The organism is Myroides indicus (assembly GCF_004364575.1).
GTDB lineage: Bacteria > Bacteroidota > Bacteroidia > Flavobacteriales > Flavobacteriaceae > Flavobacterium > Flavobacterium indicum_A.
Window position 1 is genome coordinate 44,401 of record NZ_SOAG01000009.1, and the last position, 13,438, is coordinate 57,838.

Here is a 13,438-nt window from a genome sequence, read left to right on the forward strand (position 1 = left end):
AATATCTCTCTAAAATACTGCGAATTGGAGTTTTATCAATGACTGTGATTTTTTGTGTTATAAAACTAATGATGTACAAACAAAAAATGTATTTTTTTAGATGTTCATACTAATTTACTGTTAAAAAAAGCCGCAGAATATAGCTGTAATTTCCCGTTTTTGATTTTTTGAGTATATTTACAAACGTTCGAAAAAAGAAGAAAAAAGAGAAATAAATCTCATTTATGTTGACATTAATTGTACTCACTTTTGCACTAGCTTTCATCACTCTTTTGATGAAAAGGTTTGTGCATTCAAAATATGTAGGGCTGATAACCTTAGTGCCTTTTACTCTTTTTATTACTTTTTTGTCGTATATTCCTAAGGTTAGGGAAGGAACAAATGTGTTCTTTAAAAACGAATGGATTCCTTCCTTGGGGATTTCTCTGGATTTAAAAATTGATGGACTTTCATTGCTTTTCAGCTTGCTGATAACAGGAATAGGAACATTAATTTATCTGTATGCCTCCTCATATATGAGAGGACATGTTTATCTACATCGCTTTTTTTGCTATTTAGGACTTTTTATGGGAGCGATGCTGGGTTTGGTTTTATCCGATAATCTGATCTCGCTATTTATTTTTTGGGAACTGACCAGTATAACATCATTTTTTTTAATAGGCTTTAACAATGAAAATGAAGAGTCCCGGAAAAGCGCACTTTGGGCGTTGTCTATTACCGGATTAGGAGGTTTTTTCCTGCTGTCATTCGGAGTAATGATGGGAAGTATTACCGGAACATATTCTATTCAGGAGCTATTAGGACAATCAGAGATTCTTAAAAATCACAGTGCCTATATATTGCTGATTTCATTTTTGTTCGCTGCAGCTTTTACAAAATCAGCACAGTTTCCCTTTCATTTTTGGCTGCCCGGAGCAATGAAAGCGCCAACACCGGTATCTGCCTATTTGCACTCGGCAACAATGGTAAAGGCAGGTATTTATTTGCTGGCGAGATTTACTCCCGTTTTAGGCGGTGAATACGAATGGAATACTACGTTACAGATTGCGGGAGGAGTAACTATGCTTTATGGGGCTCTGCATTCTGTTTTTAGGAAAGATATGAAGTCGATTTTGGCATATTCTACTGTTTCTGCATTGGGAATGCTGGTTTTTTTGCTGGGTGTAGGTACAGAAAAAGCTTTGTATGCTGCTAGTGCTTTTATTGTGGTTCACGCACTGTATAAAGCTTCTCTTTTTTTAATTACAGGGGTTGTCGATCACAGTACGCATACGCGAAACATAAACGAACTAGGAGGAATCAGGCATAAGATGCCTTGGATTGCCGTTGCAGGACTGATTAGTGCTTTGTCTTGTGCGGGAATTCCATTGACTTTTGGGTTTATAGGAAAAGAGCTTATATATGAAGCCACTTTACATTATCCGTTGCATACGATAGCTATGATATTAACAGTGACGGCAGTAGTGACAAATGTTTTTTTGACGTGTTCAGGATTTTTAGTAGGTCTAAAACCTTTTTTTGGAAAATTAACCGTACGCTGTGCAGAGATTGAAAAACCAGAAGCTGTTTTGTGGCTTCCTCCGTTAATACTGGCATTTTTTAGCGTTCTGTTTGGCGTTTTACCTATTTTGGCAGATGACGGTTTTGTGACAGCCTTGGCACATGCTATCAACGGAAAAAAGATAGATCAGCATTTACAAATATGGCACGGAGTTAATCGGGCACTGATTTTAAGTGGAATGACCATTGGTTTCGGAATATTGTTGTATTTTCTTTTTAAGAAATTTAGAAATCCTATGCGGCTGACGGAGCGTTTTAATGCAATTTCTCCGCAAAATATATTTACGTTATTTGTAGATAAATTCAGGGTTTTTGCTTTTATTTATACCCGCTTTTTTCAAAATGGGTATCTGAGAGTCTATTTAATGGTTATTGTAATTTTCGTGATCGGATTAGTGGGATATAAATTGTTTGAAGATGTTCCTTTACACGTAAATACAACCGGGCTTTCAGAATTCCGAGTCTATGAGTTAGTTGTTTTTCTGATTATGGTAGTAGCTATATTGTTTACTATCCGTACTTCGTCAAGGCTTACAGCAATTGCTGCAACGGGTGTAATCGGATATTGTATTTGTTTGATTTTTGTGTTTTACGGAGCTCCGGATTTAGCGATGACTCAGTTTGCAATAGACACTTTAACTGTTGTGCTTTTTGTATTTGTATTGTTTAAATTGCCGGCATTTTTAAATTTAAGCAATCGCGCTATTCAGTTTAGAGACGCTGTTATATCTATTGCTTTTGGCGTTTTGATATCCTTGATCACCTTGCAGGCATTAGTTTCTCCGGCAGATAAAGAAATTAGCCGTTTTTATGCTGAAAATGCTTATGAACTGGCAAAAGGAAAAAATGTAGTGAATGTGATTCTGGTAGATTTTAGAGGATTTGATACGCTAATAGAAACTATTGTGTTGTCTATTGCGGCTATAGGAGTATTTAGTTTGTTAAAATATAGAGCAAGTGATGAAGAGATATCGGAGTAAAAAAGAACAGGATCAAACCATCTTAAGAACCGCAACTAATTATTTGTTACCGGTATTGTTGTTGTTTTCTGTATTTGTTTTATTGAGAGGGCATTATTTGTCGGGTGGAGGATTTGTTGGAGGGCTAATAGCTTCTATCGCATTTGTACTTCATTCCTTTGCTTACAGTACCAAGCAAACGCTGTCGTTATTTCAATTTTCGCCTATGGCTTTGATCCCGGCGGGATTGGCGCTTTCTATTCTTAGTGGACTTCTACCGGTTTTGTTGGGATTGCCTTTTATGACCGGGGTTTGGTTTGCGGATTCAGTAGCTGTAATAGGATCGGTAGGAACTGCTTTGTTTTTTGATATTGGAGTTTATTTGGTGGTGATAGGCGTAGTGCTCACTATTTTATTTACCATAGCTGAAAATGTTTAAATTGTAGAAAAGAAATGGAATTATTATTAGTCGCTTTGGTAGGGGTTCTTTATTCCGCAGGAATTTACCTTATGTTCAGAAGGAGTATGGTGAAGCTTTTGCTGGGCTTTATAATTTTAGGAAACGGAGCTAATATTCTTATTTTTTTGATGGGAGAACTAACTAAAGGAAAAGCTCCTATTATTGATGCGGAAGAAACTCATTTTGTAGATGCGTATGCCGATCCGGTTCCGCAGGCATTGATATTAACAGCAATTGTAATCAGTTTTGGCTTGACGGCTTTTGCTATTGTTTTATTAAACAAAGTTTACAGTACAACGGGATCTGATGATTTAGATTCACTTAATATTCAAGATTTAGATATATGATTTCAAACTTCATATTGGCACCCATATTTGCGCATATGTTTACGGCAGTTTTGCTGATGTTTTTTTGGAAGAGGGTACAAGCTCAAAAAATTATCAGCATCATCGGCAACAGTATTGCATTTATAATGTGCTGGCGATTATTTTCTGCCACGTGGAAATACGGAAATATAACACTGCAATTAGGGGGATGGGAAGCTCCTTTTGGAATCACTTTTGTGTCGGATACGCTCAGTGCCGTTATGGTTTTGCTGACGGCAATCGTATCGTTGTCGGTTGGCATATATTCTACTTCAGCGATTAATATAAGCCGTATAAAATATGGTTATTTCTTTATATATCACTTTTTGATTATGGGGCTTATGGGCGCCTTTTTAACCGGAGATATTTTTAATTTATACGTTTGGTTTGAAGTGGTTATCATCTCTTCTTTTGTATTGCTTACTTTAGGAGGTAAGAAAAGACAGATGGAAGGTGCTGTAAAGTATGTAACAATGAATATGCTGGCTTCCGTTATATTTTTGACAGCTATCGGAATTTTATACGGAATTACAGGAAGTTTAAATATTGCTGATTTGGCAAATCAGGTTGCTATTATTGAGAACAGAGGTTTAGTGACTGTAACATCATTGCTGTTTTTTGTCGGGTTTGGTATTAAATCTGCTGTGTTTCCGCTTTATTTTTGGCTGCCTTCTTCTTATCACACACCGCCTTCGGCAATTGGAGCGATTTTTGGGGGATTATTGACTAAGATGGGAGTGTATTCTTTATTTAGGGTTTTTACAATTATTTTTAAGCCGGATGATTTTATTCTGCAGGTATTTATTGTAATTGCAATTTTGACCATGATCAGCGGGGCTTTCGGTGTAATTAACAAGAGAAATATCAGAAGAATCCTGTCGTATTTTATCGTTTGCCATATTGGTTATCTGATTGCCGGAATAGGACTTTATACCGAACTTGCTTTTGTAGGAGTAATATTTTATTTAATTCACGATGTGATTGTAAAAAGCAATCTGTTTATGATGAGCGGTCTTATTCAAAAAATCAGAGAAACACAGGATATTACTCGTTTAGGAGGACTCTATAAAGATTACCCTAAACTGTCGTTAATTTTTGCTGTAATCCTTTTTTCATTAGTAGGGATTCCGCCTTTATCAGGATTTTGGCCAAAAATAATGCTATTTCAGGAAGCTTTTGTACAAAAGCAATATGTGTTGCTCGGAACCTTAATTTTTGCAAGTTTTATCACTTTGTTTATAGTGGCTCGAATCTGGTCAGAGGTTTTCTGGAAAGATTTGCTCAAGCCAAACAGCGAAGAAATAGACCATTTTGCTCCGTTTTCAAAAAGCGGAAAAATAGCTCTTATATTGCCGATAACAGCTTTGGCTGGTGTCTCTCTTTATATCGGATTAAATGCACCGGTCATTATTGAGGTTTCGGAAAGAGTAGCGCACGAAATGAAAAACCCGTCTATATATATTGATGCAGTAATGAAAAATCTAAAATAAAAGCAGATGTTAAAATATTTTCTACTCAATATACTTTTAATTTTTGTTTGGGTGGCGTTAACCGGACAGTTAAATTATCCAAACTTTGTATTTGGTGCGGTTGCCGGCTTTTTTATTTTGTGGTTGTTAACTAAGAATTCAAACAAATCTGAAAAAGAGTATTTTTACAGAGTACCCAAAATAATTTTATTTATCCTGTATTTTTTATATGATATGCTGCATGCTAATTTTCAGGTGGCTATAGATGTAATTACACCCAATTACCATACTACTCCCGGAATGATTAAATATGATATAGATGCCAAAACGGATTTTGAAATAACGATGCTTACCAATATTATAGCACTTACCCCCGGAACAATGGTGGTAGAGATTGCAGAAGATAAAACGCATATTTATATTCACACCATGTATTTGAAGGACAAAGAAAAATTTATATCCCGAATGAAAGAAAGAACTGAAAAAAAACTATTAGAAATATTGCGATGACGGTAGAAACGTATTTAATATATATCGTAATGCCTATCATTTGTTTGTCATTGATTTTTATTTTTTTACGGTTTCTCAAAGGACCGGCAGTGGTAGACAGAGTAGTGGCACTTGATTTGCTGATTACAGTAGGTGTAGGCTTTATTGGTTTGTTTAGCCTGATAGCTGATAATCCTATTTTTTTGGATGTGGCAGTTATTTTGGCTCTGATTGCTTTTTTGAGTACGGTTGCTTTTTCCTTTTATTTAGAAAAACGAAACAAGGATGATTGATATTTTAATAATGGTTTTGAGTACTTTGGGCGCAATATTTATTTTAATTGCGTCGATTGGCGTTTTTAGGCTGCCCGATTTTTATACCCGGCTTTCTGTAACTATAAAAGCGGCCACTTTAGGTATAGGCTGTATTTTAGGCGCAGCCGCAATTCACTTTTCCGAGTTTTCAATTACAACAAAGGCAATAGCCATTGTTTTCTTTTTGTTTATAACCTCTCCGGTAGCGGCTTTTTTAATTGCCCGTACTGCTTATCATACCGGAATAAAGCTTTGGGATAAAACCGTTATAGATGAACTCAAAGATAAATACAAAGAAGAAGCAGAAAAAAATAAGGATTCGGATAAAAAATGAAATTAACGCAATATAAATTACATTTAAAAACAAAAAAATTGTTTAAAAAGCTATCTTCGCATATTAGAATACACTTAAATATAATTATGAAAAAAATTGTTTTATTTATTACTGCTTTTTTATTGGCATTGCCGGTAAAAGTAAAGGCAGATGAAGGAATGTGGTTTTTGATGTTCATAGAGCGGTTAAATCAGCGCGATATGGAAAAAATGGGCTTACAGCTGACAGCCGAAGAGATTTACAGTATCAACAATCATTCGCTAAAAGATGCTATTGTACAGTTTGACGGCGGATGTACTGCCGAAATCGTATCTGACCAAGGACTTGTATTGACAAATCACCATTGTGGATACGATAAAATTGCAGATTTATCTACGCCCGAAGATGATATTTTAACAAATGGTTTCTGGGCAAAAGACCATGCTTCCGAGCGTCCTGCTAAGAATCTTTCTGTTCGCTTCTTTGTTCGTATGGACGATGTAACTAAGCGAATTTTAGGTGTTGTCAACGATGATATGACAGAGTTAGAAAGAGAAAAAGCAATTAATCAGGAAATTGCTAAAATTCAGAAAGAAAACGGAGAAGACGGAAAATATACTGTTTCTGTCAAATCTTTTTTTCAGGGAAATGAATATTATTATTTCGTTTATCAAGACTTTAATGATGTAAGATTGGTGGGAACACCGCCTAACAGCATTGGAAAGTTTGGGGGAGATACTGATAACTGGGAGTGGCCTCGTCACACAGGAGACTTTTCTATTTTCCGTGTTTATACAGATAAAGAAGGAAATCCGGCAGAATACTCTTCTGAAAATGTTCCGATGAAACCGAAACATCATTTACCGGTTTCAATTGCCGGAATCAGCGAAGGAGATTTTTCGATGATTTTGGGCTATCCGGGAAGAACTAACCGCTGGATGCCGGCACAGGGAGTGGAGCAAAATATTAAGTTTGCTTATCCGGCTTGGGTAGAAGGATCCCGTTTAGGAATGGATGTCCTTAAAAAACACATGAACGAAAGTGACGAAGTTCGCTTAGCGTATGCCAGCAAATATGCGGGGGTTGCTAACTACTGGAAAAACCGTCAGGGAATGATTGATGCTCTGACCGAACACCAAACAGTAGCGGCTAAAACAAAAGCAGAAAAAGAGTTTAGCCAATGGGCAAATCAAAAAGAAAACAAAGCTAAATACGGAAATGTTATTGAAGATATTAACGTTTATTACGCGGCTACAAACGAAAAAGCTCGTCATGACAACTATCTGATGACTATTCTGAGAACTTCTTCTATCGCTGCCGCTCCGTATAGATTAGCAGGTGGAATGCAGGCGTATATTGCCGGAGATGAAGAAAAGCGTACAGAAATGTTGCCGGACTTTAAAGCGTATATCGAAGATATGTATACGGGGTTTGACGAATCATTAGAAAGAGAAATGTTGGCAGAACAGCTAAAGCTTTATGCAACTAAATCTGAAGGATACGAAATTGCTCCTTATATAGCTCAAATTAAAGAAGAGTATAAAGGAGATTTCCACAAATTCGTCAATGAAGCTTTTGACAAAAGCGTTTTTGGAAATAAAGAAAAAATGGAAGCCTTTTTAAACAATCCGGATCAAGAAGATATTTCAGAAGATTTATTACTTAAAGTTTCAACAGCTTTATTAGATAAATACAGAGAAACACCTGAACATATAGCTAAGCTGGAAGATAAATATCAAAAAGCATATCGATTATTTGTTGATGGCGTGAGAAAAAGCAATCCGGAAGGAAAATATTATCCGGATGCTAATTCAACTTTGAGATTGACTTACGGAACAGTAAAAGATTTGCCGCGCGGAAACAAAGTTAACGATGCCAAAGAAAATTGGTATACAACGTTAAAAGGTACTGTTGATAAACATATTCCCGGGGATGATGAATTCGACGTTCCTCAAAGACTGATTGATTTATACAAAACCAAAGATTACGGACAATATGCCGCTAAAGAAGGATACTTGCCTGTTAACTTTTTGACTAACCACGATATTACAGGAGGGAACTCAGGTTCACCGGTATTGAACGGAAAAGGAGAATTGATCGGTTTAGCGTTTGACGGAAATATTGAAGCTATGGCGGGAGACGTTATTTACGATCCGGAATTGCAGAGAACAATCAATGTAGATATCCGTTATGTGTTATTTATCATTGATAAATTTGCAGATGCAAAACACATTGTTGAGGAAATGACAGTAATGAAATAATTATCAGCTTTAAAACTATAAAAAATGCCTTAGATATTTTTCTAAGGCATTTTTTTTATTATCTTTCTCTGGTCAATTCTCTTTGTTCTGCTTTCTATTCTATCAAAAAAAATGTAGCTTTGAATACTGAAAAAATAAGACAATGCGCATACATTTTATAGCCATTGGGGGCAGTGCAATGCACAATCTCGCCATGGCTTTACACGATAAAGGAGACATAGTAACCGGAAGCGATGATGCTGTTTTTGAACCTTCCCGATCGCGTTTGCTGGCAAAAGGATTGCTACCCGAACAAATGGGATGGTTTCCTGAAAAAATAACCAAGGATATTGATGTGGTTATTTTGGGAATGCACGCCAAAAAAGATAATCCCGAATTGCTGAAAGCACAAGAATTCGGATTAAAAGTTTATTCTTATCCTGAGTTTATCTACGAGCATTCCAAAAATAAAACCCGCGTGGTTATTGGGGGTTCGCATGGAAAAACAACTATTACTTCCATGATTTTACACGTGATGAATTATCACAACGTAGCTGTTGATTTCTTGGTAGGTGCACAGTTGGAGGGTTTTGACAATATGGTACACCTTACTCATGAAAATGACTTTATGGTGATAGAAGGAGACGAATATTTATCATCTCCTGCAGATTTAAGACCTAAATTTCATTTATATCAGCCCAATATTGCTTTGTTAAGCGGTATTGCATGGGATCATATTAATGTTTTTCCAACGTTTGAAAATTATGTAGAGCAATTCAAAATTTTTATTGACAAAATTATCAATGGCGGTATTTTGGTTTATAATGAGGAAGATTCAGTTGTAAAAGAAATTGTTGAACAGTCTGAAAATACAATTCGCAGATTGCCTTATTCTACCCCTCCTTACACTATCAGTAACGGAATTACTTATCTGGAGACTTCTGACGGAGATATGCCTTTGGAGATTTTTGGAGCACATAATCTCAATAATCTTAATGGTGCGAAGTGGATCTGCCAGAATATGGGAATTGACGAGGCAGATTTTTATGAAGCAATAGCTACCTTTAAGGGAGCATCAAAACGGTTAGAAAAAATTGCTGAAAATAAATCAACTGTTGTTTTCAAAGATTTTGCACATTCGCCCAGTAAGGTCAAAGCAACGACAGAGGCAGTAAAAAATCAATATCCCGACAAAAAGTTGATCGCTCTTTTAGAATTACACACTTACAGCAGTCTGAATGTTGAATTTTTATCTCAATACCAGGGAGCATTAGATAAAGCAGATACAGCAGCAGTTTTCTATTCGCTGGAAGCTCTTAAAATAAAGAGAATGCCCGAAATAAGCGCGGAACAGATGCAGGGTGCGTTTCAAAGGGAGGGATTGAAAACATTTACAAATGCTGCAGAGTTTAAACTGTTTTTGCAGACTTTGAATCTGGATAACGCAGTACTGCTGTTTATGAGTTCAGGAGATTACGGCGGTCTGGATTTAAATCAATACGTTGCCGAAAACATGTAGAAATTGTTTTTTAAGGCTCGGTTTTTGAGGTATGATTTTCAATGAATGAGTAGAAATGAAATAGATGCTTATGGAAAATCAGAAGATACCGATAAACTTTTGGTCAGAAGACGATCGCCCAAGAGAAAAACTCCTGACAAAAGGAAAAACTGCTTTAACAGATGCTGAATTACTGGCAATTTTAATCAATTCGGGCAACAGGAACGAATCGGCAGTAGATTTATGCCGAAGAATTTTACAGGATAACGGAAATAGTTTACCCGAATTGGCACGACTGAGTGAAAAACAATTGATGACGTATAAAGGAATAGGTGAAGCAAAGGCTTTATCTATCGTGGCTGCGCTGGAGCTTGGACAGCGAAGACGGATGCGCGAAGTAACAGTTTCTCAGAAAATAACCTGCAGTAAAGATGTTTTTGAAATGATGCAGCCCAGAGTAGGAGAACTCAGTCATGAAGAGTTTTGGGTTATTTTGCTGAGCAATGCCAATCGGGTCAGGAAAATTGTAAAAAGCAGGGATATGCTGATTGAAGAGCGGTTTAACAGTCAAAAAGTAATAGATACTTTAAATATAAGCAAAGGAGGAATGACGGGAACAGTTTTAGATTTGCGTATTCTTTTTAAGTTGGCATTAGAATATCAGGCAACTGCAGTAATTCTCGTGCACAATCATCCCTCAGGCAAGCTCAAACCGAGCCATGCCGATATTCAGCTGACTAAAAAGGTAGTCGAAGCAGGTAAGATTATGGATATCGTTATTTTGGATCATTTTATCATTACCGAATTTGACTATTTTAGTTTTGCCGATAACGGACTGATTTAAAAAAAGTATCTTTGTCGTTTAATGAAAATGACTATGATATTTAAACCCTTTGACAACAAAACCGATATATTTTTTGACTTAGACCACACTTTATGGGATTTTGAAAAAAATTCAGCTTTGGCATTTGAGCGCGTAATCGACGAGATGAAAATGCCCTTTTCTGTTGCTGATTTTTTGAGTCATTATGTTGTAATCAATGAAGAATATTGGCATAAATACAGTCTGAATCTTATTTCGCACGATGAACTGCGCGTCGGGCGGATCAGAGATACTTTTCAATATTTAAAATACGAGGGCAATACAGAAGAAATACTTCAGATAGGGGAGAGTTACTTAAAATATCTTCCTGACTACAACTATTTATTTGATGACGCTTTAGAGCTTTTAGATTATCTACAGGATAAATACAGACTGCATATTATTACTAATGGATTTGATGAAGTACAACGCCAAAAGCTGATTAATTCAGGGATTAGCCATTATTTTATAACCGTTACCAATTCGGAACTGGCAGGAGTTAAAAAACCGGATGCCGGAATTTTTACTTATGCGTTAAATCAGGCTAAGGTTTCCGTTGGCAATTCGGTAATGATAGGCGACAATTTATTGGCAGATATTAAAGGTGCGCAAAACGTAGGAATGGATGTTATTTACTACAACGAGCACAATAAAAATATAACATCAGATTTAGTGCAGGTAAACAAACTCATTGATATTAAGGGGTTGTTATAGCTTTTATGTTTATAACCAAATACAACTTTTTATAACTAATAGTTATATTTTAATTTCCATCTATTTTTTAAAAATTCCCGCGTAGCGTTTTCCCGTGCGTTTTGTCCGGGTTCATAAAAAACTGTACCACTGATTTCTTGCGGTAAAAACTCCTGGTTGACAAAATTGTTGGCGTAGTCGTGCGAGTATTTGTAATCTTCTCCGTAGCCCAGTTCTTTCATCAGCTTGGTAGGAGCGTTGCGCAAATGAATGGGAACGGATAAATCTCCGGTTTGTTTTACCACTTGTTGTGCCTTGCCGATAGCTATATAAGATGAATTGCTTTTGGGAGACGTTGCCAGATATACGGTGCATTGGCTCAGCAATATTCTGCTTTCGGGATAACCGATGACAGACACTGCCTGAAACGTATTGTTTGCCATGATCAAAGCAGTAGGGTTTGCATTGCCGATGTCTTCTGAAGCGGCGATAAGCAATCTCCGGGCAATGAATTTTACATCTTCACCTCCTTCAATCATACGTGCCAGCCAATATACAGCACCGTTAGGATCACTCCCGCGAATAGACTTGATAAATGCCGAAACGATGTCATAATGCTGTTCACCGGTTTTGTCGTATAAGACCGTGTTTTTTTGCACAATTTTCATCACGGCATCGTTAGTTATTTCAATGCTTTCTTCCGGTATAGAATTGACAATCAGTTCAAATGTGTTGAGCAGTTTTCTTCCGTCGCCGCCAGAAACCCTAAACAGGGCTTCAGTTTCTGTAAGTGTGATTTTTTTACGCTTTATTTTATCGTCTTTCTCCATCGCTCTCTCCAAAAGCGCCTGTAAATCGTCTTTGGTAAACGGATTAAGCGTGTAAACCTGACATCGTGAAAGCAGGGCGGGAATCACCTCAAAACTTGGATTTTCGGTAGTTGCACCAATCAGCGTAATCCAGCCCCGTTCTACTGCTGCCAGCAGAGAATCCTGTTGTGATTTGCTAAAGCGATGAATTTCGTCAATAAACAAAATAGGGTTGCGGGCAGTGAATAATCCGGAATTGGTTTTGGCTTTTTCAATGACTTCCCTCACGTCTTTTACGCCCGAGTTAATAGCACTTAACGCATAAAAAGGTCTTTCGCTTTCTTTGGCAATGATTTCTGCCAAGGTGGTTTTTCCCGTTCCGGGAGGTCCCCAAAAAATGAGTGAAGGAATAAATCCTGTTTTTAACTGACGAGTCAAAATGCCATTTTCGCCTGCCAGATGCGATTGACTGATATAATCCGATAAAGCCTGAGGTCTTACTCTTTCTGCTAAGGGTGCTTCCATGATCCGATGTATGAGTTACAAAAATACAATCTCTGGCGACGAATTAAAAATTAAAATTTGCAATCGGAGAGCAGAAGCTGTTAATTGGATTTTTAAAACCCGAGCTCAAATCTCATTAAGCTTTCTTGTTATCAAATGTTTTTTTGAGGGCTTTTTCGGTTTTATAAATAACAATAGCCATTCCGATGACAAATATACCTACAGCTAATAAACCCAAAAAAGGCTCTTCTAATTGAATTTTAACAAACAAGGAAAGAAGGGCTAAAAAGAATAAAACAGCGCCCAAAATCAACATTAATTTACCCGAATAAAGATGTGCAAAATCCCAATGTTCCTGACCGCTCATGGATCTTTTAGTTCTATAACCATAAATAAAGTTTATTGTTTTGGGTGGTTTAAACCGAAACAAATATCCTGAAATTAAAGTAATAAAAGCGACAAAAAATAAGATGACAGAGATACTATCTTCGGGGTTCATAAAGCGTTTTTTTAGTTTATTTAAATTTGTTTTTTAATGCTTTTTCGGTTTTGAAAATGGAAATACAAGGAACAAAAAGGCTAAAAGCTACAATCGCTCCTAAAATATAGGATGTATAAATATCTCCGTCCGGAATAATAAACAATAAGGGTAAACTTACACATAACCACAATCCGGAACGAATGAGTTCTTTAGCTGCTTTTTTTGAGCAAAATGCCAGTGCTCTTGACTTTTCATCGCATTCTTGGTACGATAACCATAAATATAGTTGATGTGTTTAGGCAAGTTTCTTTTAAAGAGCATCCCTGTGCCAATTGAACAAGCCGCTACAAATAGAATACTTAAATTATTTTATGGTTTGAAACCCTTTATTTGCAATATATATAATTTTGCCCTTTAATAAC

14 protein-coding genes are annotated in these 13,438 nt (G+C 36.6%); 11 read left to right on the forward strand and 3 right to left on the reverse strand.

The features are described from left to right. Nucleotides 1–224 precede the first annotated feature (224 nt). The 11 genes from C8P70_RS05135 to C8P70_RS05185 all read left to right on the forward strand — a co-directional run bounded on the left by C8P70_RS05135 (nt 225) and on the right by C8P70_RS05185 (nt 11,243). Nucleotides 225–2,540, forward strand: a complete 2,316-nt coding sequence (locus C8P70_RS05135; protein ID WP_133712266.1) for a putative monovalent cation/H+ antiporter subunit A — start codon at nt 225–227, stop codon at nt 2,538–2,540. Further along, on the forward strand, nt 2,521–2,958 hold the full coding sequence (locus C8P70_RS05140) for a Na+/H+ antiporter subunit B (protein ID WP_133712331.1): 438 nt from the start codon (nt 2,521–2,523) through the stop codon (nt 2,956–2,958). The genes C8P70_RS05135 and C8P70_RS05140 overlap by 20 nt, the downstream gene beginning before the upstream one ends. Nucleotides 2,959–2,972: 14 nt before the next feature. Continuing rightward, complete coding sequence (locus C8P70_RS05145) at nt 2,973–3,326, forward strand: Na+/H+ antiporter subunit C (RefSeq protein WP_133712267.1); 354 nt, start codon at nt 2,973–2,975, stop codon at nt 3,324–3,326. After that, nucleotides 3,323–4,834, forward strand: coding sequence for a proton-conducting transporter transmembrane domain-containing protein (locus C8P70_RS05150; protein ID WP_133712268.1), 1,512 nt, complete (start codon nt 3,323–3,325; stop codon nt 4,832–4,834). The genes C8P70_RS05145 and C8P70_RS05150 overlap by 4 nt, the downstream gene beginning before the upstream one ends. Before the next feature lie 6 nt (nt 4,835–4,840). Continuing rightward, nucleotides 4,841–5,323: a Na+/H+ antiporter subunit E gene (locus C8P70_RS05155; protein ID WP_133712269.1), complete on the forward strand. Its 483-nt coding sequence runs from the start codon at nt 4,841–4,843 to the stop codon at nt 5,321–5,323. Further along, on the forward strand, nt 5,320–5,595 hold the full coding sequence (locus C8P70_RS05160) for a monovalent cation/H+ antiporter complex subunit F (RefSeq protein WP_133712270.1): 276 nt from the start codon (nt 5,320–5,322) through the stop codon (nt 5,593–5,595). The genes C8P70_RS05155 and C8P70_RS05160 overlap by 4 nt, the downstream gene beginning before the upstream one ends. Continuing rightward, nucleotides 5,588–5,950, forward strand: coding sequence for a monovalent cation/H(+) antiporter subunit G (gene mnhG, locus C8P70_RS05165; protein ID WP_133712271.1), 363 nt, complete (start codon nt 5,588–5,590; stop codon nt 5,948–5,950). The genes C8P70_RS05160 and mnhG overlap by 8 nt, the downstream gene beginning before the upstream one ends. Before the next feature lie 86 nt (nt 5,951–6,036). Continuing rightward, nucleotides 6,037–8,190 (forward strand): S46 family peptidase, encoded by a 2,154-nt coding sequence (locus tag C8P70_RS05170; RefSeq protein WP_133712272.1) that lies wholly within the window; start codon nt 6,037–6,039, stop codon nt 8,188–8,190. Between the two features lie 142 nt (nt 8,191–8,332). Then, the gene (locus C8P70_RS05175) at nt 8,333–9,688 is read left to right on the forward strand and encodes a UDP-N-acetylmuramate--L-alanine ligase (RefSeq protein WP_133712273.1); all 1,356 of its coding nucleotides are present in this window, start codon (nt 8,333–8,335) and stop codon (nt 9,686–9,688) included. 70 nt (nt 9,689–9,758) lie between these two features. Further along, nucleotides 9,759–10,511, forward strand: coding sequence for a JAB domain-containing protein (locus C8P70_RS05180; RefSeq protein WP_133712274.1), 753 nt, complete (start codon nt 9,759–9,761; stop codon nt 10,509–10,511). 33 nt (nt 10,512–10,544) lie between these two features. Next, nucleotides 10,545–11,243: a YjjG family noncanonical pyrimidine nucleotidase gene (locus C8P70_RS05185; protein WP_133712275.1), complete on the forward strand. Its 699-nt coding sequence runs from the start codon at nt 10,545–10,547 to the stop codon at nt 11,241–11,243. Between the two features lie 35 nt (nt 11,244–11,278). Here the strand turns inward: C8P70_RS05185 and C8P70_RS05190 are convergent, their stop codons facing one another. The 3 genes from C8P70_RS05190 to C8P70_RS14220 form a co-directional block, all read right to left on the reverse strand. Then, the gene (locus C8P70_RS05190; RefSeq protein ID WP_133712276.1) at nt 11,279–12,556 is read right to left on the reverse strand and encodes a replication-associated recombination protein A; all 1,278 of its coding nucleotides are present in this window, start codon (nt 12,554–12,556) and stop codon (nt 11,279–11,281) included. A gap of 115 nt (nt 12,557–12,671) precedes the next feature. Continuing rightward, the gene (locus C8P70_RS05195) at nt 12,672–13,034 is read right to left on the reverse strand and encodes an SdpI family protein (protein ID WP_133712277.1); all 363 of its coding nucleotides are present in this window, start codon (nt 13,032–13,034) and stop codon (nt 12,672–12,674) included. A gap of 156 nt (nt 13,035–13,190) precedes the next feature. Further along, a complete protein-coding gene (locus C8P70_RS14220) occupies nt 13,191–13,337 on the reverse strand; it encodes an SdpI family protein (RefSeq protein ID WP_133712278.1) in 147 nt (48 codons plus the stop codon). Between the last annotated feature and the right edge of the window lie 101 nt (nt 13,338–13,438).

What these genes read in the sequence shown, in the direction of transcription:
- C8P70_RS05175 (WP_133712273.1), top strand. Translation starts at nt 8,333, where the DNA reads ATGCGCATACATTTTATAGCCATTGGGGGCAGTGCAATGCACAATCTC.
- C8P70_RS05190 (WP_133712276.1), bottom strand. Translation starts at nt 12,556, where the DNA reads ATGGAAGCACCCTTAGCAGAAAGAGTAAGACCTCAGGCTTTATCGGAT.
- C8P70_RS14220 (WP_133712278.1), bottom strand. Translation starts at nt 13,337, where the DNA reads ATGCTCTTTAAAAGAAACTTGCCTAAACACATCAACTATATTTATGGT.
- C8P70_RS05160 (WP_133712270.1), top strand. Translation starts at nt 5,320, where the DNA reads ATGACGGTAGAAACGTATTTAATATATATCGTAATGCCTATCATTTGT.
- C8P70_RS05180 (WP_133712274.1), top strand. Translation starts at nt 9,759, where the DNA reads ATGGAAAATCAGAAGATACCGATAAACTTTTGGTCAGAAGACGATCGC.
- mnhG (WP_133712271.1), top strand. Translation starts at nt 5,588, where the DNA reads ATGATTGATATTTTAATAATGGTTTTGAGTACTTTGGGCGCAATATTT.
- C8P70_RS05155 (WP_133712269.1), top strand. Translation starts at nt 4,841, where the DNA reads ATGTTAAAATATTTTCTACTCAATATACTTTTAATTTTTGTTTGGGTG.
- C8P70_RS05150 (WP_133712268.1), top strand. Translation starts at nt 3,323, where the DNA reads ATGATTTCAAACTTCATATTGGCACCCATATTTGCGCATATGTTTACG.
- C8P70_RS05140 (WP_133712331.1), top strand. Translation starts at nt 2,521, where the DNA reads ATGAAGAGATATCGGAGTAAAAAAGAACAGGATCAAACCATCTTAAGA.
- C8P70_RS05185 (WP_133712275.1), top strand. Translation starts at nt 10,545, where the DNA reads ATGATATTTAAACCCTTTGACAACAAAACCGATATATTTTTTGACTTA.
- C8P70_RS05145 (WP_133712267.1), top strand. Translation starts at nt 2,973, where the DNA reads ATGGAATTATTATTAGTCGCTTTGGTAGGGGTTCTTTATTCCGCAGGA.
- C8P70_RS05195 (WP_133712277.1), bottom strand. Translation starts at nt 13,034, where the DNA reads ATGAACCCCGAAGATAGTATCTCTGTCATCTTATTTTTTGTCGCTTTT.
- C8P70_RS05170 (WP_133712272.1), top strand. Translation starts at nt 6,037, where the DNA reads ATGAAAAAAATTGTTTTATTTATTACTGCTTTTTTATTGGCATTGCCG.
- C8P70_RS05135 (WP_133712266.1), top strand. Translation starts at nt 225, where the DNA reads ATGTTGACATTAATTGTACTCACTTTTGCACTAGCTTTCATCACTCTT.